The organism is uncultured Tateyamaria sp. (assembly GCF_947503385.1).
Classification (GTDB): Bacteria; Pseudomonadota; Alphaproteobacteria; order Rhodobacterales; family Rhodobacteraceae; genus Tateyamaria.
Window position 1 is genome coordinate 1 of the sequence record NZ_CANNDO010000007.1, and the last position, 22,164, is coordinate 22,164.

Below are 22,164 nucleotides of genomic sequence, written 5' to 3' on the forward strand. Positions count from 1 at the left end.
CCAGAGCTCTTCGGTGTCTTTCTCATCGTCCACTCCTTGGTGGTGACGATGAGCAACAAACCCTCTCTTATCAAATCGACCTAGTTGGACCCATAGGCGCTGACGTCAGACATCCGGCAGGCCCACTTTCCTTGGGCGCACTGCAGCAAAGTAAGACAGAGCTTGTCCCAGTCGCTTCCATTGCTGGTCCGAAAGACAGCTGGCGGTCAACTGGATGCGCAGGAAGGGGAAGTTGCAAAGTTCGACCCGATGGCCGCTTTGAGCCCTTTGTACATGTCCAGACGGGTGGCTTGCCAACTCGATTTCCATCGTCGGGTTGAATTCTTATTTGAGCAAAACGATGTACTATGTGTGGAATACGTCATCTCGCCAGTCATACTTGTGCTTCTCGTACGTTTCGCATTTCCAGCATTAATCACTTGGTTTTTTGAGCGTTTTGTTGAACCAAGAGCTGTCATGGCAAGGCAGCAGAGTAGGTCCAACTCCTTCGCTCCAATAGAAGTATCCAACGCTTAAAGAATTGAGATCGCACGGAAGGACTTGGACGAACTCAAGCGCAAACTAAAAAAGACAGAGCAGTAGCTTTGTCCGCACAGCCGACGGGTGCGTCCAAAAATCGGAGAGCTCCTACGCGGCTTTGAGACGAGGTCGATGGCCACAATGGACTTCCAACTTCTATTGACACCCACCTGCCTTCTCAATTGTCCGAAGCGCCTGTTTTCTAGGGGTTTATCGCTAAGCTGGAAGAGCGAAGCCAAAGTTGGAAGAGCTATTCCCGGTACAGCTTCCATGTTTGGGGTCAAACCGGGCCATTCTTGGGATGGAAAGCACGCCGTTGAAAGCTGTTTTAATAGGGTTTGGCGCGTTTCGGGCCATTGCAGTCGATCTTGTCACTGACGCGGTCTAAGCCCGCCCGCAAGCCCGATTACACTCCTCTTTGAAAAACACGCCTGACAAACCGCCAATCCGTTGTCCTCCCTTCAAACACCCCTTTATTTACTGCTCCGTCCGGGTTCTTGCGAGATCCTCCGGCCTCTTCCGGTTACTGCAGTATTTGATGTCTCCCTACAGTCAGCCTGCATCCTCTTGGCTTGGCCCGCGCGGCGCGATAAGAGGGGCGCGAAAATGGGGTCGAGAACGGCCCTTTGGCCGGGGAGCAGGGCGTGAGCAATACCGACAGTTTCATTGATGAGGTGACCGAAGAAGTTCGCCGGGATCGGCTCTTTGGTTACTTGCGCCGCTATGGCTGGATCGCGGTGCTTTTCATTCTGGTCATCGTGGGCGGGGCGGCCTTTAACGAATACCGCAAGGCGCAGGAAGAGGCCAAGGCGCAGGCACTGGGCGATGCCATGCTGGCCGCGCTCAGCAACGATGACCCATCCGCGCGTGCCACCGCGCTGGCCGAGGTCAGCGCCGAGACCCCGGAAAGCATGGCCGTGCTGGCGCTGCTGCAGGCGGGTGCCTTTGCCGATGCAGGCGACACAGACGCAGCAATTGCGGCTCTGGGCCGGGTCGAAACCGCTGCGGATGCGCCTTTGATCTACCGCCAGATCGCGACCTTCCGCAGCTTGCTGCTGCAAACGGGTACACTGGATGCGGAGGCGCGCCGCGCAGGCTTTGAAGCATTGGCCGTTCCGGGCGTGTCATTCCGCCTTTTGGCCGAAGAACAACTGGCGCTGATCGACATCGAAACCGGCAATGTGGACGCGGCCCTTGCCCGTCTGCGGCCCATGTTGGATGACGCCGAGGCGAGCGCGGGCTTGCAACGGCGCGCCCTACAGGCAATTGTGGCCCTAGGTGGAACGCTCGACGACGAAAGCGCGGACGACGCGGCAGAAAATTAAGGGGCGGGGGAGATGAGCATGACCCGTGGAGCACGCGCCGGCACAGTCCGGAACATAGGTCTGGCGCCGCTTGGACTGGGCGTCATTGCCTTGTTCCTCAGCGCCTGCGCCGAGCGAGAGGTCATTCTCGCGGGCAAGCGCGAACCTATTGACGCGGTTTTGTCCAATGCCGCAGCCGCTGAACCGCAAGCCGAGGCGGTGACAGAGGCGGCACGCGCCATCACGTTGCCCGCACAGGTGACCAACGCCGAAGCGCCCCAAGGCCTTGGCACGCAGGCGTTTCGCACCGATCACCCAAGTCTGGGATCCGCGCTGACCCCGGTCTGGAGCGTCGGTATTGGCAAGGGCGACAGCCGCAAGCATCGTATCGTGGCCGATCCGGTTGTGGCGGGTGGCCGTGTCTTTACGCTCGACAGTCTCAGCACCGTGTCGGCGGTATCGACGGGCGGCCAATTGCTGTGGCAGCGCGACGTGCTGCCAGCCGGGGCGAACGAAGGCGACGGGACCGGCGGTGGGCTCGCTGCTGATGGAGATCTTCTGTATGTGACCACAGGCTACGGCGCGCTGACCGCACTGGATGCGGACACGGGCGCAGTTGTCTGGACGCAGGACCTGAATGCACCCGCATCGGGTCGGCCTACGGTCTTTGGTGATCTGGTCTACGTGGTGTCGGGCGACGACACCGGCTGGGCCGTCAACAAGGCAACGGGTCGCGTGGCGTGGCAGATATCCTCGTCAGAGAGCCGGACAAACGTCCTTGGCGCACCGGCACCGGTGGTGGCAGACGGTTTGACTGTGTTTGCCTTTGGGTCGGGCGAAATGCAGGCCGTATTCAGTCAGGGCGGCCTGCGCCGCTGGGATGCGACGGTGCTGGGCGGGCGAACGGGACGGGCGCTGGCACGGATCGACGATGTGACCGGGCGGCCCGTAGCCGCAAACGGCGTGATCTATGCCGCCAACCAAGCGGGGCGGACCATTGCGATCAACGCAGGCAGCGGAGCACGTCTGTGGACTGCACCGGAGGGTGCGTTTGGCACTGTGCTGCCGGTGGCCGACAGCGTTTTTCTGGTGAGCGACCGCAACGAGTTGCTGCGGCTCAGCGCCGAAGACGGCAGCCGCATCTGGGGCACCGAGCTTCCGCAATTCGTCAAGAACCGTCCCACGCAGCGCTATGAAATCTTTGCCCATCACGGGCCGGTGCTGGCCGGTGGTCGGTTGCTGGTCGCCTCGTCCGACGGCAGCCTGCGCAGCTATGACCCAGCAAGCGGTGGTTTGGTCGGCGTGACGGAGATCCCCGCTGGCGCCACCACGGCACCGGTGGTGGCGGGGCGGACCCTTTATGTGGTGAACCGCAAGGGTGTTCTGATCGCCTATCGCTAAGCCCCCCTTTCGCGGCGGGGCAAGATGGTCTAAGGGCTGCGTCTGTTTTCCTGTCCGGGGGCTGTCATGAGCTTCACACTCGCCATTGTCGGACGGCCCAATGTGGGCAAGTCGACCCTGTTCAACCGTCTGGTGGGCAAGCGCCTTGCGCTGGTCGACGACCAGCCGGGTGTGACGCGCGACCTGCGCGAGGGCGAGGGGCGACTGGCGGACCTGCGGTTCACCGTGATCGACACCGCAGGCCTCGAAGAGGCAGAGGATGATAGCCTGCAAGGCCGGATGCGTCGCCTGACCGAACGGGCCGTGGACATGGCGGATGTGTGCCTTTTTATGATTGACGCGCGCACTGGCGTGACACCCACGGATGAGGTTTTTGCCGACATCCTGCGCAAGCGCGCCGACCATGTGCTGCTTGCCGCCAACAAGGGCGAGGGGTCGGCCGCCGATGCCGGTGTGATAGAGGCCTATTCCCTAGGATTGGGTGAGCCGATCCGCCTGTCGGCGGAGCATGGCGAGGGGCTGAACGATCTTTATGCCCAGTTGCAACCATTGGCAGACGGGTTTGCCGAACGGGCGGTGGACACAGGCCCAGAGATTGACGTGGACGTAGACGACGATGACGACGACGGCCCGCGCACCCCGACCCAAGCCCGCCCGCTGCAAGTGGCCGTTGTTGGCCGCCCCAACGCGGGCAAATCGACCCTGATCAACCGCATTGTGGGCGAGGACCGCCTGCTGACCGGGCCCGAAGCGGGGATCACCCGCGACGCCATTTCCCTGCGGACCGTGTGGGAGGGGACGCCCATGCGCATCTTCGACACGGCCGGGATGCGCAAACGGGCCAAGGTGCAGGAAAAGCTGGAGAAATTGTCGGTGAGCGACGGCCTGCGCGCGGTGAAGTTCGCTGAAGTGGTCGTGGTACTGCTTGACGCCGCGATCCCCTTTGAACAGCAGGACTTGCGCATCGCCGATCTGGCCGAGCGCGAAGGGCGCGCAGTGGTCGTCGCGGTCAACAAATGGGATGTCGAAGAGGACAAACAGGCCAAGCTGCGCGACCTGCGCGAAAGCTTCGAGCGGCTGTTGCCGCAGCTCAAAGGGGCGCCGCTGGTCACTGTTTCGGCCAAGACGGGGCGGGGTCTGGACCGGTTGCACAGCGCCATCCTCCGCGCGCACGAAGTCTGGAACCGGCGCGTGCCCACCGCTGCGTTGAACCGCTGGCTGGCAGGCATGATCGAAGCGCATCCGCCACCCGCACCCCAAGGCAAACGCATCAAGCTGCGCTACATGACCCAAGCCAAGACACGGCCCCCCGCCTTTGTGGTGATGTGCAGCCATCCTGACAAGGTGCCGGAGAGCTATAATCGCTATCTTGTCAATGCGTTGCGGCTCGACTTTGACATGCCCGGCACGCCGATTCGCATCTATATGCGCGGTCAGAATCAGGACAACCCGTTCAAGGGCCGGAAGAAAGCGCCGCCATCAAAGCTGCGCAAACACACCGATGGTCGGCGCAAATAGACGTCTGTGCGCCGCACAGGTAACGCGCGGTCAGTGCCCGCGTGCAGCGCGCAGCGTGGGCGAGATCAAAACGATTGCTGCGGCAGCCGCCGCCAAACCGGCAGATGCAGCGACGCCGTTTTGCACGAGAATTGCGATCAGGGCCCAGATGGCCGCGATCCCATAGGTCGGTGTGCGTCCCAGCCGGGTCTGCACCCCAAAGGCGAGCAGCGCCGCAATGCCGATCATCACCAGAGCGGCCATGTCTTCGGACAGAAATCCGTATCCGCCAAGCAACAACCCGATGGCCACGCAGGACGCCGCACTCAACCACCCGGCATAAAGGCCCACGGGCCACGCGGCGGTCCATATGTCGTCTTGCGGCGCGCGAAACAAGGCGACCAACGCAGGCAGCAGCATCGCCCAGATCAGGATCGTGGCCCAGACGGGGCTGAGCACTGCAACGGGCAACCAGATGGCCCCGACCGCCAGTGACAGCGCCAATGGCAAGCGCATGGCATCCCATGCCGGATCAGTGCCCCGTTTAAGCAACCCAAAGGCCGAGCCTGCGATCAGCCACAGATAGATTAACCCCCAGATTGCAAAGGCATAGCCCTTGGGCTGGACCGGCGGATCGTTCTGCGGGATGGGGAAGCTGTCGGGATCAAACCCGCCGAAATCCGGCACCCACAGGGGCGACGCGCCAAAAGCCAGCGCCAGAACCAGCACCAGAGCGGCGCGCCACGCGGTCATGCGAGCGCGCCGTCGGCTGCAAGCGTGGTTTTACCACCCAGATAGGGGGCAAGCACGGCGGGCAATCTTACGGAGCCGTCCGCCTGCTGGCCGTTTTCCAGCACCGCGATCAGGCAGCGTCCGACCGCAAGGCCAGAGCCGTTGAGCGTGTGCACGAACGCTGGCTTGCCGCCCCCTGCGGGCTTGAACCGCGCATTCATGCGGCGGGCCTGAAAATCGCCCGTGGTCGAGACGGAACTGATCTCGCGATAGGCGTCCTGACCGGGCAACCACGCCTCGATGTCGTATGTGCGCCGCGCCCCAAAGCCCATGTCGCCGGTGCAAAGAACAACCGTTCGGTAAGGGATTTCAAGGGCTTCCAGCAGGCCTTCGGCACAGCGCAGCATCCGCTTCTGTTCGGCTTCGGAGGTGTCGGGATGGGTGATGGACACCATTTCTACTTTTTCGAACTGGTGTTGTCGGAGCATTCCGGCCGTGTCACGGCCAGCGCTGCCCGCCTCGGAGCGGAAACAGAGCGTGTGCGCGGTCAGTCGGATGGGCAGGACGGCTTCGTCGAGGATGTCGCCCGCGACCGTGTAGGTCAGCGGCACTTCGGACGTGGGCACAAGCCACATCCCGTCCTCGGTGCGGTAGCTTTCTTCGCCGAATTTCGGCAATTTATCAGTACCATACATGGCGTCGTTGCGCACGAGAACGGGCGAGTTTACCTCCAGCAGACCGTTTTGATCGACATGGGTGTCGATCATGTACTGGGCCAGCGCACGGTGGATGCGGGCAACGGCGCCCCTGAGCATGACAAAGCGGCTGCCCGAGGTTTTGGCGGCGGTTTCGAAGTCCATATGCGCTGCGACGCCGGCGATCTCGAAATGCTCTTTCGGTTCGAAATCAAAGGTTCGCGGCGTGCCCCAACGGTTGGTCTCGACATTGGCGGCCTCGTCCGCGCCATCTGGCACGTCCTCGGCGGGCAGGTTCGGGATGCGGGCCAGTGCGTCGGTTAGCTGAGCGTCGAGCGCCTTGGCTTCGTCCTGCATCTTGCCGATTTCGTTCTTCTTTTCAGAAACCAGCGCGCGGAGCCGTTCGAACGCGGCCTCGTCGCCGCGGCCCTTGGCGGCACCGACCTCCTTGCTGGCTTTGTTCTGTTCGGCCTGCGCGGTTTCGGCGGCGAGGATGCAGGCGCGGCGTTTTTCGTCCAGTTCCAAGAGCCTGGACGACATTCCTGCGTCCCCACGGCGCGCAAGGGCTGCGTCGAAAGCGTCGGGATTGGCGCGGATGGCGCGAATGTCGTGCATGGGTCTGGTCCTTTGGGACGTGTTGCGGTGCGGGTCATATGCCCCATCGCGCGGCGCGGGAAAAGGGGGGGAAGTGGCGGGGTGCGCCCGGTGGGAAATGTGCGCACGGGCGCGCGGTCCTACGCCCCGTCCTTATGTTTGTCCCAGCTGCGCATGTAGGCATGATCGTGCAGCACCTCCGTGGCCCAGTGTTCGGGCCATTCGGCGTCGCCCGGTGTGCTGTGGGGCAAAGAAACGGACGCATCGCCAAACACCTTGCTCAGGTTTAATCCTTCGAGGTTGGTTGGGGTGAGTGTAACGTCCCGCAGCGACGCGCGTTCAAGATCGCCGTCGCTCAGGCGCAGATCAGGACACGGGCGCACCGACCAGATCATCGCGCCGAAAAAGCTGGTTGCGTCCATCTTCACAGCGTCCAGCGTCGCACGAATGAGAAATGCGTTTGCAAACACCGCCAGCGTCAGGTTGGCATGGTCCAGAACGGCCTCATGCAACAGCGCATTGCTGAAATTGCCGTGTACGCAATTTGCATACGTCAGCGTGGCGCCGCCCAAATCCGCCCCTTGCAGATCGGCCCGCCGCATCACCGCACGGTCCAGATCGGCATGAGGCAGGTGCGCCGCAATCAGGCTGGCATTTGACAGATCGGCTTGTTGGAACCGAGCGTTGCGCAGGTTGGCCCCTTCGAGCTGCGCGCCGTCCAGCCGCGCACGATTGAAATCCGCGCCTTGCAGGTCAAACCCCTGTAGGTTCGCGCCGCGCAGATCAATCTCGTTCCCGAGATTGTCGCGGTCCACCGGGTTGAGGCGCCCGATTGTCTGGGCTGCCTTTTCCATGTCTGACCGGGCAGGGGTCAGTGCATTGGCCCAACTTGCGACGCCCGTCGCCGGGCGCGCTTGCGGCGGGTGGTCCTTGCTGAGTTCGCGCACATACACGCTGAGCAGGCGGGCGATGCGCGGACTTTCGTCCGGGTTTTCGGCGGCCAGACCATCCAGCCGGTCTATGGCGGCATTGCGCTGGACAATGTCGTCCTCCCACAGATTGGCATAAGTGCCGTCATCCTGTCGGACACTCACCTGCCTGCGGGCATAGAGCCCTTCGGTGGCGGCGTTGATCTTTTCGTTGAACAGCGCGTTTTCCGTGTTTTCGTTGGCCTTGTCCGTCACCCGGATGCGGCGCATCGAAATGGGCAACGCAAAAAGGGCACCGACCACGGTGGTGAGCGCCGTGATCTGCACAAGGCGAAAGCGGAAATCCCAGACAGTTGTTTGATCGTCACGCCTGGGCAGGGCGGCACTGATCACGTCGATGATAAGTGCAAAGAGCCCAAAGGCCAGTACTGCCGTGATGACAAGCCAAGACAGCGCGCCTGCCAGAAACAGGGTCGGGGGCAGGGATTTGAGCCCGAACTGATGCTGGATTTTGGGTACACCGCGCCGCGTTTTGCGGTGCGCGGGCAGCGTGACGTAGACGAGAAAGCCCGCCAGCGCGATGCCCAGCACCGCAACCGGGCCAGTGACCAGCCATTGCGGTATGGAAAGCTCGATCATGTCCATCTTCACCACCCTGACGCGAAGGGCCGTCTTTGGGAAGGGGGCGCACCCCCCGTATCGCCGCGCAAAAGCGCCTTTTGCGCCTTGCGCAGCACGGTCCCCGGCCATAGGTTCTGCCAAACGCGCGTGCAGGGCCAACCTGTGCCCGAAACAGCCCAGAATAACAGGACGTCTCTATGGAAGCCTTTGGCCAGTTTATCCCCCTGATCCTGATCTTTGCGATCATGTATTTCCTGCTGATCCGACCGCAGCAGAAAAAGGTCAAGGAACACGCCGCCATGGTCGAAGCGCTGCGCCGCGGCGATCAGGTGGTCACGCAAGGTGGTCTGATCGGCAAGGTGTCCAAGGTCAAGGAAGACAACGAAGTTGAGGTGGAACTGGCTGAGGGCGTCAAGGTGCGCGTGGTCAAATCCACCATCGCACAGGTTCTGACAAAGACTGAGCCTGCGAAGTAATGCTCCAGATCGAAGGCTGGAAACGGGTATTGATCTGGGCGCTTGTGGCGCTTGGGCTGATGCTGGCACTGCCCAACGGGTTCTACACTCGCGTGGAGCAGCACAATGATGCGGTTCAGGCGATTGAACTGGGCGCGGACACCGCCGAGAACCAAGCGCTGCGCGCGCTGTGGCCCGACTGGATGCCGTCGAGCCTTGTGAACCTCGGGCTTGACCTGCGGGGCGGTGCGCATTTGCTGGCCGAAGTGCAGGTTGAGGATGTCTATGCAAGCCGGATGGAGGCCAGCTGGCCCGAGATCCGCGATTTGCTGCGGCAGGAGCGGTCCACCATCGGCACCATCCGTTTGCAACCTTCGGAGCCGGATGAGTTGCGCATTCGCATTGGCGAACCTGCGGGGATGCCGCGGGCGCTGGAGCGGGTGCGGTCGCTGGCGCGGCCTGTGCAGACGCTGACCGGGGTCGGCGCAAATGATATCGTCGTCTCATCGGACGGGGCGGACGTGATTGTCGTGACGCTGAGCGAAGAGGAACGTCTGGCCTCGGACGAGCGCACAGTGCAGCAAAGCCTCGAAATCGTGCGGCGGCGCATTGACGAGGTGGGTACACGCGAGCCGACCATTCAGCGGCAGGGCACGCAGCGTATCCTGATCCAGGTGCCGGGCATCGGCTCGGCTGCGGAATTGAAGGAGATCATCGGCACAACGGCGCAGCTGACCTTTAACCCGGTGGTGAACCGGACAACGGATGAAAACGCGACGCCCGGCATCGGCAACAAGCTGGTGCCCAGCTTGGACGAACCCGGCACGTTCTACGTGATCGAAAGCGCCCCGGTGGTCACCGGCGAGGACCTTGTGGATGCGCAGCCCGCCTTTGACCAGAACGGCAGCCCGGCGGTGAACTTCCGGTTCAACACGTCCGGCGCGCGACGGTTCGGGGATTATACGGCGGACAATATCGGTTCGCCCTTTGCGATTGTACTGGATGACGAGGTGGTCAGCGCGCCTGTGATCCAGAGCCATATTCCCGGCGGGTCTGGCATCATCACCGGCAATTTCAACGTCGAGGAATCGACCAACCTCGCGGTGTTGCTGCGTGCGGGTGCCTTGCCTGCGGAGCTGACCTTTCTCGAAGAGCGGACCATCGGCCCCGAACTGGGACAGGACAGCATCGACGCGGGCAAGATCGCGACCATGGTCGCCTTTGCGGCCGTGCTTGTGTTCATGGCGCTGAGCTATGGTCTGTTCGGCCTTTTTGCCAATGTTGCATTGATTGTGAATATCGGGCTGATCTTTGGCCTGCTGAGCATGATCGGGGCGACGCTGACGCTGCCGGGCATTGCGGGGATTGTGCTGACGGTTGGCATGGCGGTGGATGCCAACGTGTTGATCTTTGAACGTATCCGCGAAGAGCTGAAATCGGCGCGGGGTCCAGCGCGGGCCATCGAGTTGGGGTACGAAAAGGCGCTGAGTGCCATTCTGGATGCCAACATCACCACATTCATCACCGCCGTGATCCTGTTCGCCATGGGCTCCGGCCCGGTGCGCGGCTTTGCCATCACGCTGGGCCTCGGCATTCTGACATCGGTGTTCACGGCGATCTTTGTCACCCGGCTGCTGATTGTCATGTGGTTCGAACGCCGCCGTCCGAAAACGATTGAGGTCTGAGATGCGACTGAAGCTTGTCCCCAAAGAGACCTCGTTTGATTTCTTCAGCCGCTGGAAACTGTGGCTTGGCATATCGGCGCTGATGATGGTCATCGGCTTTGCCAGCTTTGCGCTGCAAGGTCTGAATTTCGGTATCGATTTCCGCGGTGGCACCACAGTGCGGACGGAAAGCACGCAACCGGTGGACATCGGCCTCTACCGGGATGCGCTGACGCCGTTGGGCTTGGGTGACATTTCGATAACGGAGGTGTTCGACCCGACATTCGACGCCGATCAGAACGTGGCAATGATCCGTATTCAGGCGCAAGAAGGCCAAGAGGCCGTGACGCCGGATACAATCCGCGAGGTGCAGGGCGCACTGACCGCTGCTGTCCCGGATATGACCTTTCCGTCTGTGGAATCGGTGGGCCCGAAAGTGTCGGGCGAGTTGATCCAAACGGCTGCTATCGCGGTGGTTTTGGCCATCGGGGCAGTGCTGATCTATATCTGGCTGCGCTTTGAATGGCAGTTTGCACTGGGGGCCGTGGCGGCGCTTGTGCATGACGTGATCCTGACCATCGGCATATTCTCGGAACTACAGATCAAGTTTGACCTCGCCATCATCGCAGCCCTGCTGACCATCGTGGGCTATTCGCTGAACGACACGGTGGTTGTCTTTGACCGGGTGCGGGAGAACCTGCGCAAGTACAAGAAAAAGCCGCTGAATGAAGTGCTGAATATCTCGATCAACGAGACACTCAGCCGGACGGTCATGACATCGGTTACCACGCTGCTGGCTCTGATATCGCTCTATATCCTTGGTGGGGACGTGATCCGCGGGTTCGTCTTTGCGATGATCTGGGGTGTGATCGTGGGGACGTATAGCTCGGTCTTTGTGGCATCGACCATTCTGCTGTGGCTTGGCGTCAAGCGGAACTGGGACAAGACAGACCCCAACACAACCGGAAACCAATTCGCCAACGTGGATGCCTGAGGCGTTCACCACGGCTCTGGCCTTGCCGGGGTTGTGGTGGCTGGTCGGGGCGATTGTCGCCGCCGGGCTTGTGCGCGGGTTCACCGGCTTTGGTTCTGCGCTGATCATCATGCCTGCGGCATCCTCGGTGCTGGACCCGTTTGCTGCACTTGTGTTTCTGACAGTTGTCGAGTTTTGGGGGCCGCTGCCGAACCTGCCTGCCGCATTGCGCACCGGACAGCGGGCCGAGGCGTTGCGCCTGTTGGCGGGGGCTGCGGTTGGGCTGCCACTGGGGCTGTGGGCCCTGTCTTATCTGGCGCCGGGCGTGTTCGGGTGGCTGGTCTCTTGCGTGGTGCTGGTGCTTTTGATGCTGGTCATGACCGGCTGGCGTTACCGGGGCACCTTGCGCAGCGGGGCCATCGCAGCCGTGGGCGGGGTGGGTGGTTTCCTAGGGGGGATCGCCGGGGTGCCCGGCCCTCCGGTCATCATGCTTTATATGGCCAGCGCGCTGCCCATCGCGACAATCCGGGCAAATTTTCTCCTGTATCTGCTGGGCATCGACCTGATGATGATTGCGGTGATTGTCGGGATCGGACTGTTGGACATGACGGCACTGGCGGCCGGGTTGCTCTGCGTGCCGGTCTATATGCTGGCCAATGTTGCAGGTGCGTGGCTGTTTGATCCGGACAAGGAGCGACTTTTTCGCGCGGTGGCCTACCTCACGATCGCGGCCTCCGCTATTCTGGGCCTGCCTGTCTGGGAGTGAACCATGCGCCTCAATGAGATCGAGTTTACCGAAGCCAAACCCGTCGAAGGATACGGTCCGGGCTTTTTCCGCATCGGTGGCACAGTGATCGAGGGACCAGCGCTGACTGGCCCGCTTGGGACCGCGCTGTGGGGCGGATATGAGGACAGCGCAGCCCTGCTGGCCTTGGCCGATCACGTTGATGTGCTGTTTCTGGGCACAGGCGCGGAAATCGCCCATATCCCCGAAGCCTGCCGCACCGCGCTGGACGAGGCCGGGATTGGGGTCGAAGTGATGTCGTCGCCATCGGCGGCGCGCACGTACAACGTGCTGCTTAGCGAAGGACGGCGCATTGCGCTGGCAATGATGCCTGTGTGAACGGGCGGAGGGGGGGCAGCCCCCCGGCTGCGCCTCCCCCCGGAGTATTTTGAAAGAGAAGAAGCAAGGGGGCTTTTGGCAGGCGTTCCAATCCGTTAGCCATGTCTTATGGATGTGACAGTCACCGATCTGGCCGTGGGACGGGGGGGCGTGCCGCTTTTGGCGGGCGTGTCCTTTGTGTTGTCGCCGGGGCGTGCGCTGGTGCTGCGCGGGCCAAACGGGTCGGGAAAGACGACGCTGCTGCGTACGGTTGCGGGATTGCAGCCTGCTTTGGCGGGAACGGTCAGCGGGGCGGAGGAGCGGATTGCCTATGCCGCCCATGCCGACGGGTTGAAGGCGGCGCTTACGGTGTCGGAAAACCTGACCTTCTGGGCGGCGGTCTTTGGACAGTCGCAGATCACACCGGCGCTTGCGGCCTTTGATCTGGAGGGGTTGGCCACGCGGCGCGCTGGTGCGCTGTCGGCGGGGCAAAAGCGGCGGCTGGGTCTGGCGCGGTTGATGGTGACGGGGCGGGCCGTGTGGGTGCTGGACGAGCCGACAGTGTCGCTGGATGCCGCATCAGTGACGCGGTTCGCAGATGCCGTGCGCGCGCATCTGGCCGCAGGCGGCATGGCGCTGATCGCAACGCATATTGACCTTGGCATTGAGGCGGATGTGCTGGATGTGACTGGCTTTCAGACGCAGGCGGCAGCGCTCGGCCATGCAGATGAGGCGTTTTTGTGAGGGCGCTGTTTTTCCGGGACCTCGCGCTTGCGCTGCGGGCGGGGGGCGGATTTGGCCTTGGGCTTGCGTTTTTCCTGATCGTCGTCGTGCTGGTGCCGTTCAGCGTCGGGGCTGACGTCACGCTTTTGGCGCGCATCGCACCCGGGGTGCTGTGGCTGGGAGCGCTGTTGGCGTGCCTGTTGTCGCTGGACCGGTTGCTGGCGGTGGACTGGGAGGACGGCGCGCTGGACCTGCTGGCGACCTCGCCCTTGCCGCTCGAAGGGGTTGTGGCAGTGAAGGCGGCAGCGCATTGGGTGACAACGGGTTTGCCACTGGTCGTGGCGGCACCGCTGTTCGGGGTGCTGCTGAACCTCGCGCCCGCAGGCTATGGCACGCTGGTGCTGAGCCTGTGTCTGGGCACGCCCGCGCTGTCGATGATTGGCGCTTTTGGGGCGGCGCTGACGGTGGGGATCAAGCGGGGCGGGTTGCTGTTGTCCCTGCTGGTGCTGCCGCTCTATGTGCCGACGCTGATTTTTGGCGCGGAGGCCGCGCGGCGGGCGGCGGAGGGGCTGGATGCCACCACGCCGCTGATGCTGCTGGCGGGGGTCAGCGGGGCGGTTCTGGCTCTCATGCCATTTGCCGCAGGGGCGGTTTTGCGGGTGAATTTGCGGTAACGCGGATTTACATTGTCGAAGCGGAGGAGGGGGCTTAGAACCACGCCATGTCACTTTGGGAATATGCAAATCCTGTCCGGTTTCTGGGGCTGAGCGAACGGGTTATGCCGTGGCTGTGGGCGGGCGCCGCGCTGTGCCTTGTTGTGGGGCTGGTGTGGGGGTTCTTTTTCACGCCGGATGATTTCCGGCAGGGCTCTACCGTCAAGATCATTTACCTGCATGTGCCCTCGGCGCTGATGGCGATCAATGCATGGTTCATGATGCTGGTCGCCTCGCTGATCTGGATTGTCCGGCGGCACCACGTGTCGGCGCTGGCGGCGCGGGCGGCAGCGCCCGTGGGCATCGTGATGACGCTGATTGCGCTGGTCACCGGGGCGATCTGGGGCCAGCCGATGTGGGGCACGTGGTGGGCATGGGACCCGCGGCTGACATCGTTCCTGATTCTGTTTCTGTTTTACCTAGGCTACGTCGCGCTGTGGGAGGCGGTCGAAGACCCCGATACGGCTGCGGACCTGACGTCGATCCTGTGCCTCGTGGGGACGGTGTTTGCCGTGCTCAGCCGCTATGCGGTGAACTTCTGGAACCAAGGGCTGCATCAGGGTGCGTCGCTGAGCCTCGACACGGAAGAGAACGTGGCCGACGTATTCTATGTCCCGTTGCTGGTGTGCATCGCGGGTTTTGTGCTGCTGTTTTTGGCGCTGGTACTCTACCGAACGGGCACGGAAATCCGGGTGCGGCGCACCCGCGCCCTGATCGCGCGCGAGGCGCGCGGCGGGCAGGCGGAGCGCGCATGACGCCCGATCTGGGAAAATATGCCGAGGCTGTGTTGTCGGCCTACGCGGTGTCAATTGCGCTGCTGGTTGCCATCGTTGTGCTGAGCCTTTGGCGTGGCCGCAGGGTGCGCGCCGAGATGGAAGATGTGGAGCGGCGGCAGGATGGCTAAAGTGCCGCCGTTGATGTTGGCCCCAATCGGGATTTTTGCCGCCTTTGTCGTTTTGGCGGCGGTGGGCATGTTTCGCGACAACCCCAATGCCTTGCCGTCCACCCGCGTGGGTGGGCCGGCGCCTGCACTGACGGACGCGACGCTCGCCGACTATCCGGGCGTTGGCGACGGAGATCTGGCGCGTGGGGAGGTGACGCTGGTGAATTTCTGGGCGTCGTGGTGTCCGCCGTGCCGTGCAGAACATCCTAAGCTGCTGGAAATGGCCGCTGACGGTTTGCCGATCATTGGCGTGAATTTTCGCGACACGGAAGGGCCGGCGTCCAGCTACCTTGAGGATGACGGAAACCCGTTTGTGGCCATCGCCTTTGACCCCGCCGCCCGGTCGGCCATTGACTGGGGTGTGACCGCCCCGCCAGAGACGTTTATTCTGGACGCGGACGGCACGGTGCTTTTTCGATTTCAGGGCCCGCTGGTCGGGTCGGACTATGAACAGCGGTTCCTGCCAGAGCTTGAAAAAGCGCTGTCAAATTGAGCGCCTTACGGCGCACGCTATTTCTGGCGCTTTGTTTCTTCTGACCGGAAATACCACCGCCGGAGGCTCCGACATTGATGACGGGAGCCTCCGGCGGGGATTTATTTGGGGACAGAGACGGGGACCTCGTAGCGCTATGGCCGCAGGGTCCGTGTTCTTGTCAGGCGGCGCTGGCGAGGTTGCGCAGCACGTAGTGCAGAACGCCGCCATGTTCGATGTACTCGATCTCGATCGCGGTATCGATCCGGCACTTCAACGTGATCTCCTTGGTCGAGCCGTCACCCATGGTGATGGTGCAGGGCACCTCTTGCAGCGGTTGGATCGTGTCGAGGCCGGAGATGCTGACCGTCTCATCGCCGGTGAGGCCCAGCGATTTGCGGGTGTCGCCGCTGGTGAATTCGAACGGAATTACCCCCATGCCAACGAGGTTCGAGCGGTGGATGCGTTCGAAGCTTTCGGCGATGACCGCCTTGACGCCCAGCAGGGCTGTGCCTTTGGCTGCCCAGTCGCGGGACGATCCGGCACCGTATTGCTCACCACCGAAGATGACCAGCGGCGTATCTGCCTCTTGATGCGCCATCGCGGCATCAAAGATCGACATTTGCTCGCCGTCCGGGCCTTTGGTGTAGCCCCCTTCGACACCGTCCAGCATCTCGTTCTTGATGCGGATGTTGGCGAATGTGCCGCGCATCATAACTTCGTGGTTGCCGCGGCGGGAGCCGTAGGAGTTGAACTCGCGCGGGGCGACCTGACGTTCGGTCAGATAGCGGCCGGCGGGGGTCGATTCCTTGAAGGACCCCGCGGGCGAGATGTGGTCGGTGGTGATCATATCGCCGAGGATGGCCAGCACCTTGGCCCCTTCGATGTTGGTAATCACGCCCGGCTCCGGCGACATGCCCTGAAAGTAGGGCGGGTTCTGGACATAGGTGGAGGTCGGTGGCCAGTCATATGTCTTCTGATCCGTTGTTTCCACGCTCTGCCATTTTTCGTCACCAGTGAAGACTTCGGCGTATTTCTCCTGAAACGCTTCGCGGGTCACGGTTGCTTCGACCAGTTCCGCAACTTCCTGCGACGAGGGCCAGATGTCTTTGAGGTAGACGTCGTTGCCGTCCTTGTCGGTGCCGATCACGTCTTCGGCAAGGTTGATGTCGAGCGTGCCAGCCAGCGCGTAGGCCACCACGAGCGGGGGCGAGGCGAGGTAGTTGGCGCGCACATCGGGGCTGATCCGCCCTTCGAAGTTGCGGTTGCCCGACAGCACGGAGGTCGCCACCAGATCACCGTCGGCGATGGCTTGGCTGATTTCGGGCTGCAATGGGCCGGAGTTGCCGATGCACGTCGTGCAGCCGTAGCCAACGAGGTTGAAACCGATGGCGTCCAGATCCTCTTGCAGGTCGGCGGCCTCGAGATAGGCGGACACGACCTGAGAGCCGGGTGCGAGCGATGTCTTGACCCACGGTTTGCGGTTCAGGCCGAGCGCGCGCGCCTTGCGCGCAACGAGGCCCGCGCCGATCATCACATAAGGATTCGAGGTGTTGGTGCAGGAGGTGATCGAGGCAATCACGACTTTGCCCGATTCCATGGTGTAGTCTTCGCCCTCAACGGAAACTTCCTTGCCCATGGGACGTTTGAACGTCTCTTCCATTTCCTTGCGGAAGGCTTTCTGGCCGTCGGTGAGGGCCACGAAATCCTGCGGGCGTTTCGGGCCGGAGATGGCAGGCACGATGGTGCCCATATCAAGGTGCAGCGTGTCGGTGTAGATCGGCGCATAGTCCGCGCCGCGCCAAAAGCCGTTTTCCTTGGCGTAGGCTTCGACCAGTGCGATGCGGTCCTCGTCCCGGCCTGTGTTGCGCAGGTAGCGCAGGGTTTCGCCGTCGATCGGGAAGAAGCCGCAGGTGGCGCCGTATTCAGGCGCCATGTTGGCAATTGTCGCGCGGTCGGCCAGCGGCAAACGGTCGAGCCCTTCGCCATAGAATTCGACGAATTTGCCCACAACGCCTTTGGCGCGGAGCATCTCGACCACTTTCAGCACAAGGTCAGTTCCTGTTGTGCCCTCGACCATGGAGCCTGTCAGCTCGAACCCGATCACTTCGGGGATCAGCATCGAAATGGGCTGACCCAGCATCGCGGCCTCGGCCTCGATCCCGCCAACACCCCAGCCCAGCACGGCCGCGCCGTTGACCATGGTTGTGTGACTGTCAGTGCCCACGAGCGTGTCGGGGTAGGCCACCTGTTCGCCGTTCTGGTCCGCGTCGGTCCAGACGGTTTGCGCGAGGTACTCCAGGTTCACCTGGTGGCAGATGCCGGTGCCGGGCGGCACCACGCGGAAGTTGTTAAACGCGGATTGGCCCCATTTGAGGAAGGTGTAGCGCTCCATGTTGCGCTCGTATTCGCGGTCTACGTTCATCTGGAACGCGCGCGGGTTGCCAAATTCATCGATCATGACCGAATGGTCGATCACAAGGTCAACGGGGTTCAGCGGGTTGATCTTTTCCGGATCACCTCCCAAAGCGACAAGCCCGTCGCGCATAGCCGCCAAGTCCACGACCGCAGGCACGCCGGTGAAATCCTGCATCAGCACGCGGGCCGGACGATAGGCGATTTCCCGCGGGTTCTTGCCGCCCTGTGCGCCCCATGTCGCAAATGCCTTGATGTCGTCCACGGTCACCGTCTTGTCATCTTCGAAGCGCAGCATGTTTTCCAGCACCACCTTGAGCGCCGCAGGCAGGTTCGAAAAATCGCCCAGACCCGCTTCGGTCGCGGCGGGGATGGAGTAATAGGCAATGGATTGATCGCCAACGGTCAGCGTCTTGCGCGTTTTGGCAGTATCGTGTCCGACGGTAATGGGCATGGGAATTCCTTTCCTAAGGCGGATGGGGCATCAAGTTTGGGGGCGTCTTGCCCGATGAACAGCATCTGATCAACCGCAATTGGGGGGCTGCGACGATTTTGTATACCATAGCATACAGATTTTTCAGCAAATGCGCAGTAACGTGATGCAGCTGACACAAATGCTCAACAAACCTTGATTGGTCAAACGCCATACCGTTCCATAGATCAGGGGAGTGCCCACGCTGCGGCGCCCCCGGACAAACACAAGTGCGTGCAGATGAAAAACCTGATCTCATTGGCCTTTGCGGCCGCCACCACCCTGATGGTCGCGCCTGCGTCCGCAGACTCGCCCGTTGTGGTAGAGTTGTTCACGTCGCAAGGCTGTTCGTCCTGCCCGCCTGCGGATGCGCTGATGCACGAACTGGCCACGCGTGACGATGTGATCGCGCTGGCGCTGCATGTCGACTATTGGGACTATATCGGGTGGAAGGACGAATTTGCCGATCCGCGCTATGCCAAGCGGCAGCGCGGTTACGCGGTCGAGGCGGGGCGGCGGTCGGTCTACACGCCCCAGATGATCATCAACGGCGAAACGGATATCGTGGGTGCCCGCCCCATGGAGTTGTCCAAAGTTATTGCGCAACACGCGGCGCGGCCAGAAACGGTGTCGCTGGACGTGGTGCGCGAGGGCGACGATCTGATCATCGCGGCAGAGGCCAAGCACGCGTCGGGGCCGTATGTGGTGCATATGGTGCGCTACACGCCGGAGCGCACGGCGCGGATCACACGCGGCGAGAATGCCGGGCACACGCTGACCTATGCCAACGTCACCGAAGACTGGAAAATCCTGACCCAGTGGGACGGGGCCACAGCGCTGCATCTGACGGCGGATGTCACGGGTGACAAACCTGTGGTCGTGGTGATCCAGCAGGGCGCGCATGGCCCAATCGAGGCGGCGGCGCTTCTGCGCTAGGTCATATCCGCGTCGGACCGCCAGCGCCGTGGCACCCAAAACCATTGTTCCGGATGGGCCCGGATACGCGCGCCCAGACTGTCATTCATCGCTTGGGTCATGGTTTCGGGGGTGGTGTGGTCAATCGGCGCTTCCATCACGCAGTCAAAGTTGATGCCGTCCTTGGCCCGAATGCCGTAGAAGGGGATCAGCAGCGCGGCATAGCGCAGCGCCAGTTCCGCCGCCGAGATCGCCGTTTGCGCGTCATGCCCCAGAAATTGCAGCGCAGGCTGGCCCTGTGCGTGTTGATCAAACAGCAACACAAGCTGGCCGCCGCCCTTGAGGTGACGCACGAAACCGGCGGTGCCGCGACGGCCCTGAGGGAACACAGGCCCGCCAAAAGATTGCATTGTCCGCACGTAATGATCGTTGAAATAGGGGTTCTTCATCTCGCGATAAAGCCCGCCCACGGCATAGCCGCGTGCAACCAGCGCGGCGCGCACCGCCTCGTAATTGCCGAAATGGCCGGTGACGAGGATGACGGGCTTGCCAGACCGGGCCGCCGCCTCCATCGCGGCAAAGCCGGGGCCTGAAATGTCGGCCCTAGCCTGACGGGCCAGCAGCGCGCGGGTGGAGTAATTTTCGATCAACGTGCGCCCGGCATTGGTCAGGCTCGCCCGCGCGATGCGGTCCTTTTCGGCGTCCGGCAGATGCGGCAGGGCAAAGTCCACATGCACGCGCGCACGTTTGAGATAGCCCGCGCCAGGTCCCACCACATGGGCCATGGCCCAGCCCATGAACCGGACGCGGGCCGTATAGGGCAGGGCCAGCGCCAGCCCGATCAACCCACGGGCAAGCAGATCGGTCGCCCGATAGGCCGCGCGGGCGGGCAGGGACAAGGTGGCTGTGTCTTGGGGCATCGGTTGGCTCAGGTTGTGGCGCGGGCGCGCGTTTCGCGATGCCAGACATAAATCCCGGCCCCCGCGATCACAAGCGCGCCCAGCACTGTCGGTGCGTCAGGCACTTCGGCAAAAAGCACCAGACCGATCACGATGGCATAGATCAGACCGGCATAGTTGAACGGTGCAAGCAGCCCGGCCTCTGCCATGGACAGCGCGCGCACCAGCATCAATTGGCCCGCCGTGCCAAAAACCGCGATGAGCGCAAGCAGCGTGATATCGCGCGCAGTCAGCGCGGGCATCACAAACGGCATGAACGTGCTGAGGATGACCGCACCCACAAGGCCCGTGTAAAACAGCGAGGTCCAAACATCTTCGGACGGGCCAACACGGCGGGTGATAAGCGTATATCCGGCGAAACAGGTGGCCGCCACCAGCGGCAAAAGTGCAGCAGGCTGGAACAGCTCGGATCCGGGCCGGATGACGATGAGCGCGCCGATCAAGGCAATAACGACGGCGGCGATACGGCGCGGGCCAAGTGCTTCGCGCAGGAAAAGTGCGCCGCCAAGGGTGATCAGGATGGGGTTGGTGGCCATGACAGCGGTCGCCTCGGCAAGTTCGATCCGTGACAGGGCCTGAAAGAAAAAGAACGTGGCAAGCATCAGCAGCACAGAGCGGGCAATCTGTAGTTTGGGATAGGCGGTGCGGACCACGGATTTGAGGCGCGGCGCCACAAGGATCACGACGATCAGCATTTGACCGGCATACCGCGCCCAAAGCGCGGTGACCGGGCCGGTCGTTGGTGCCGCGGCCTTGACCGTGGCATCCATCAGACTGAAGCACAGGATGGCCGCGAGCGTCAGCAGGATCGCGGTGCGGGGCAATGAGGGCGTCGCGGGCATCCCCGCCGCATACGCGCGCGCCGCGCGTGTGTCGAGTGTTGCAACGCCTCACAAAGCCCGTGCCCCCAAGTCTTGATCCCGCGCTGCACCGTGACCGGCTACGGCGCGCGGTTGTGCAAGGCCGACGGCTAGGCGTCTTCCTCCTCTTCCTCGACCATCAGCATCAGGTCGCCACGCGCTTCCATATCGCGGATGGTGGCGACGATGCTGCCCATCGCCTCTTCGACATCGGCGGGTTTGGGCGTTCCGGCTTCGGTGATTTCCTCGCGCAACTGATCCGCCATGCGGGCCGACATGTTGTCGAGGATGTAGTCGACGCTCGCCTGCATATTCATGGCCGGGGCACCTGCCATGGCAATGACCAGCGCCTCTTGATCGATATCGCGCAGGATGCGGGGGATGTCGCGGTCAGCGATGCGGGCAGGGATATTGGCAAAGGTAAAGATCGCCTTGCGCACCGCATTTGCGAACCCTTCATCCTTTTCATCAAGACCGGCAAGCACGTCGTCGCGTGTCGTTGCCTTGGACGAGTTGAGGATCGCGCCCACCCGTTCCACCGGCCCGTTATCAAAGGCGCTGATCGGTCGTGCACCCAATTGGCTGGCCAGCGACAGGCCGATACGATCCACCGCAGCCGGGGTCACAGCGCTTGTCTGGGACACCGCATAGGTGATTTGCCGGGCGCGGGGGCCGGGCAGCATTCCAAGCAACTCGGCGGCCTTGGGCACATCCAGCTTTGACAGCATGACGGCGGCGACCTCGATGCTTTCGGATTCGAGGACGCCCGCCAAAAGGTCATTGTCCATCTCGCGGATACGCGCCCACGGATCGCCTGCCTCGCGTACCCCGGCCTCCTTGCGCAGGCGCGCGGCCGTCTGGGGGCTGATCTTGCCATCAAGCGCTTCGAGCGCGCCGGCCATGCCGTTGGAAAAGGTCAGGCCAATCCGCTCAACCTCTTCGGCGAACTCGGCCACAACCTCTTGCAATGTTTCACGGTCAACGGTGCGCATCTGGCCCATCGCCTTGGTCAGCTGGGCCTGCAATTCCTCTGGCAATTCTTCGAGCGGGATATCGGCCCCCTCATTGATCAGCAGGCGCACGACGATGGCGGCCTTGGCCTTGCGGCTGAGCGTGCCGCCCTTGATCAAGGAACCGCCGCCCGAGAGTGCAACAGCACGGGCGGCGGGGGATGGTAAAAGCTCTGTCATGTCCTGCCTCTGACCC

The 22,164-nt window shown here is 62.5% G+C and carries 21 protein-coding genes; 14 read left to right on the forward strand and 7 right to left on the reverse strand.

The genetic code is table 11. The annotated features are described in order from the left end of the window. Positions 1–1,163: 1,163 nt before the first annotated feature. From Q1A85_RS18390 to der, 3 genes are all read left to right on the forward strand, one after another. Complete coding sequence (locus Q1A85_RS18390; protein ID WP_299692950.1) at positions 1,164–1,844, forward strand: tetratricopeptide repeat protein; 681 nt, start codon at positions 1,164–1,166, stop codon at positions 1,842–1,844. A gap of 12 nt (positions 1,845–1,856) precedes the next feature. Further along, complete coding sequence (locus Q1A85_RS18395; protein WP_366140603.1) at positions 1,857–3,224, forward strand: PQQ-binding-like beta-propeller repeat protein; 1,368 nt, start codon at positions 1,857–1,859, stop codon at positions 3,222–3,224. A gap of 66 nt (positions 3,225–3,290) precedes the next feature. Next, entirely contained in the window at positions 3,291–4,742 is a 1,452-nt protein-coding gene (der, locus tag Q1A85_RS18400; RefSeq protein WP_299692953.1) for a ribosome biogenesis GTPase Der, read from the forward strand. A 30-nt stretch (positions 4,743–4,772) separates the two neighbouring features. On the opposite strand, the gene Q1A85_RS18405 is transcribed toward der, so the two are convergent. From Q1A85_RS18405 to Q1A85_RS18415, 3 genes are all read right to left on the reverse strand, one after another. Continuing rightward, entirely contained in the window at positions 4,773–5,474 is a 702-nt protein-coding gene (locus tag Q1A85_RS18405; protein WP_299692956.1) for a hypothetical protein, read from the reverse strand. Next, a complete protein-coding gene (serS, locus tag Q1A85_RS18410) occupies positions 5,471–6,763 on the reverse strand; it encodes a serine--tRNA ligase (protein WP_299692959.1) in 1,293 nt (430 codons plus the stop codon). Before serS ends, Q1A85_RS18405 begins: the two co-directional genes overlap by 4 nt. 119 nt (positions 6,764–6,882) lie before the next feature. Beyond that, positions 6,883–8,316, reverse strand: a complete 1,434-nt coding sequence (locus Q1A85_RS18415) for a pentapeptide repeat-containing protein (RefSeq protein WP_299692962.1) — start codon at positions 8,314–8,316, stop codon at positions 6,883–6,885. Between the two features lie 173 nt (positions 8,317–8,489). On the opposite strand from Q1A85_RS18415, the gene yajC reads away from it, so the two are divergent. From yajC to Q1A85_RS18465, 10 genes are all read left to right on the forward strand, one after another. Then, entirely contained in the window at positions 8,490–8,768 is a 279-nt protein-coding gene (gene yajC / locus Q1A85_RS18420) for a preprotein translocase subunit YajC (RefSeq protein WP_299692965.1), read from the forward strand. Beyond that, entirely contained in the window at positions 8,768–10,432 is a 1,665-nt protein-coding gene (gene secD / locus Q1A85_RS18425; RefSeq protein WP_299692968.1) for a protein translocase subunit SecD, read from the forward strand. The genes yajC and secD overlap by 1 nt, the downstream gene beginning before the upstream one ends. A 1-nt stretch (position 10,433) precedes the next feature. Beyond that, positions 10,434–11,405, forward strand: a complete 972-nt coding sequence (gene secF, locus Q1A85_RS18430; protein WP_299692970.1) for a protein translocase subunit SecF — start codon at positions 10,434–10,436, stop codon at positions 11,403–11,405. Then, the gene (locus tag Q1A85_RS18435) at positions 11,398–12,150 is read left to right on the forward strand and encodes a TSUP family transporter (RefSeq protein ID WP_299692973.1); all 753 of its coding nucleotides are present in this window, start codon (positions 11,398–11,400) and stop codon (positions 12,148–12,150) included. The genes secF and Q1A85_RS18435 overlap by 8 nt, the downstream gene beginning before the upstream one ends. Before the next feature lie 3 nt (positions 12,151–12,153). Beyond that, positions 12,154–12,507: an Mth938-like domain-containing protein gene (locus Q1A85_RS18440; RefSeq protein WP_299692976.1), complete on the forward strand. Its 354-nt coding sequence runs from the start codon at positions 12,154–12,156 to the stop codon at positions 12,505–12,507. 108 nt (positions 12,508–12,615) lie between these two features. Continuing rightward, a complete protein-coding gene (ccmA, locus tag Q1A85_RS18445; RefSeq protein ID WP_299692979.1) occupies positions 12,616–13,230 on the forward strand; it encodes a heme ABC exporter ATP-binding protein CcmA in 615 nt (204 codons plus the stop codon). Continuing rightward, a complete protein-coding gene (gene ccmB / locus Q1A85_RS18450) occupies positions 13,227–13,883 on the forward strand; it encodes a heme exporter protein CcmB (protein ID WP_299692982.1) in 657 nt (218 codons plus the stop codon). The genes ccmA and ccmB overlap by 4 nt, the downstream gene beginning before the upstream one ends. Before the next feature lie 47 nt (positions 13,884–13,930). Further along, complete coding sequence (locus Q1A85_RS18455) at positions 13,931–14,677, forward strand: heme ABC transporter permease (protein ID WP_299692985.1); 747 nt, start codon at positions 13,931–13,933, stop codon at positions 14,675–14,677. After that, positions 14,674–14,826, forward strand: coding sequence for a heme exporter protein CcmD (gene ccmD / locus Q1A85_RS18460; RefSeq protein ID WP_299692988.1), 153 nt, complete (start codon positions 14,674–14,676; stop codon positions 14,824–14,826). The genes Q1A85_RS18455 and ccmD overlap by 4 nt, the downstream gene beginning before the upstream one ends. Next, on the forward strand, positions 14,819–15,358 hold the full coding sequence (locus Q1A85_RS18465; RefSeq protein WP_299692991.1) for a DsbE family thiol:disulfide interchange protein: 540 nt from the start codon (positions 14,819–14,821) through the stop codon (positions 15,356–15,358). The genes ccmD and Q1A85_RS18465 overlap by 8 nt, the downstream gene beginning before the upstream one ends. Positions 15,359–15,518: 160 nt before the next feature. Here Q1A85_RS18465 and acnA read toward each other — a convergent pair whose 3' ends face one another. Next, a complete protein-coding gene (acnA, locus tag Q1A85_RS18470; RefSeq protein WP_299692994.1) occupies positions 15,519–18,206 on the reverse strand; it encodes an aconitate hydratase AcnA in 2,688 nt (895 codons plus the stop codon). A 258-nt stretch (positions 18,207–18,464) separates the two neighbouring features. On the opposite strand from acnA, the gene Q1A85_RS18475 reads away from it, so the two are divergent. Beyond that, positions 18,465–19,160, forward strand: coding sequence for a thioredoxin family protein (locus Q1A85_RS18475; RefSeq protein WP_299692997.1), 696 nt, complete (start codon positions 18,465–18,467; stop codon positions 19,158–19,160). Here the strand turns inward: Q1A85_RS18475 and Q1A85_RS18480 are convergent. The 3 genes from Q1A85_RS18480 to Q1A85_RS18490 form a co-directional block, all read right to left on the reverse strand. Continuing rightward, positions 19,157–20,059: a lysophospholipid acyltransferase family protein gene (locus tag Q1A85_RS18480; RefSeq protein WP_299693000.1), complete on the reverse strand. Its 903-nt coding sequence runs from the start codon at positions 20,057–20,059 to the stop codon at positions 19,157–19,159. The two genes, Q1A85_RS18475 and Q1A85_RS18480, sit on opposite strands and share 4 nt — an antisense overlap. 8 nt (positions 20,060–20,067) lie before the next feature. Continuing rightward, a complete protein-coding gene (locus Q1A85_RS18485; RefSeq protein WP_299693003.1) occupies positions 20,068–20,940 on the reverse strand; it encodes a DMT family transporter in 873 nt (290 codons plus the stop codon). 128 nt (positions 20,941–21,068) lie between these two features. After that, positions 21,069–22,148: a FliG C-terminal domain-containing protein gene (locus tag Q1A85_RS18490; RefSeq protein WP_299693007.1), complete on the reverse strand. Its 1,080-nt coding sequence runs from the start codon at positions 22,146–22,148 to the stop codon at positions 21,069–21,071. Positions 22,149–22,164 lie beyond the last annotated feature (16 nt).

Coding starts and splice junctions, on each gene's coding strand:
- Q1A85_RS18395 (WP_366140603.1), top strand. CDS start 1,857: ATGAGCATGACCCGTGGAGCACGCGCCGGCACAGTCCGGAACATAGGT.
- der (WP_299692953.1), top strand. CDS start 3,291: ATGAGCTTCACACTCGCCATTGTCGGACGGCCCAATGTGGGCAAGTCG.
- Q1A85_RS18405 (WP_299692956.1), bottom strand. CDS start 5,474: ATGACCGCGTGGCGCGCCGCTCTGGTGCTGGTTCTGGCGCTGGCTTTT.
- serS (WP_299692959.1), bottom strand. CDS start 6,763: ATGCACGACATTCGCGCCATCCGCGCCAATCCCGACGCTTTCGACGCA.
- Q1A85_RS18415 (WP_299692962.1), bottom strand. CDS start 8,316: ATGGACATGATCGAGCTTTCCATACCGCAATGGCTGGTCACTGGCCCG.
- yajC (WP_299692965.1), top strand. CDS start 8,490: ATGGAAGCCTTTGGCCAGTTTATCCCCCTGATCCTGATCTTTGCGATC.
- secD (WP_299692968.1), top strand. CDS start 8,768: ATGCTCCAGATCGAAGGCTGGAAACGGGTATTGATCTGGGCGCTTGTG.
- secF (WP_299692970.1), top strand. CDS start 10,434: ATGCGACTGAAGCTTGTCCCCAAAGAGACCTCGTTTGATTTCTTCAGC.
- Q1A85_RS18435 (WP_299692973.1), top strand. CDS start 11,398: ATGCCTGAGGCGTTCACCACGGCTCTGGCCTTGCCGGGGTTGTGGTGG.
- Q1A85_RS18440 (WP_299692976.1), top strand. CDS start 12,154: ATGCGCCTCAATGAGATCGAGTTTACCGAAGCCAAACCCGTCGAAGGA.
- ccmA (WP_299692979.1), top strand. CDS start 12,616: ATGGATGTGACAGTCACCGATCTGGCCGTGGGACGGGGGGGCGTGCCG.
- Q1A85_RS18455 (WP_299692985.1), top strand. CDS start 13,931: ATGTCACTTTGGGAATATGCAAATCCTGTCCGGTTTCTGGGGCTGAGC.
- ccmD (WP_299692988.1), top strand. CDS start 14,674: ATGACGCCCGATCTGGGAAAATATGCCGAGGCTGTGTTGTCGGCCTAC.
- Q1A85_RS18465 (WP_299692991.1), top strand. CDS start 14,819: ATGGCTAAAGTGCCGCCGTTGATGTTGGCCCCAATCGGGATTTTTGCC.
- acnA (WP_299692994.1), bottom strand. CDS start 18,206: ATGCCCATTACCGTCGGACACGATACTGCCAAAACGCGCAAGACGCTG.
- Q1A85_RS18475 (WP_299692997.1), top strand. CDS start 18,465: ATGAAAAACCTGATCTCATTGGCCTTTGCGGCCGCCACCACCCTGATG.
- Q1A85_RS18480 (WP_299693000.1), bottom strand. CDS start 20,059: ATGCCCCAAGACACAGCCACCTTGTCCCTGCCCGCCCGCGCGGCCTAT.
- Q1A85_RS18485 (WP_299693003.1), bottom strand. CDS start 20,940: ATGCCCGCGACGCCCTCATTGCCCCGCACCGCGATCCTGCTGACGCTC.
- Q1A85_RS18490 (WP_299693007.1), bottom strand. CDS start 22,148: ATGACAGAGCTTTTACCATCCCCCGCCGCCCGTGCTGTTGCACTCTCG.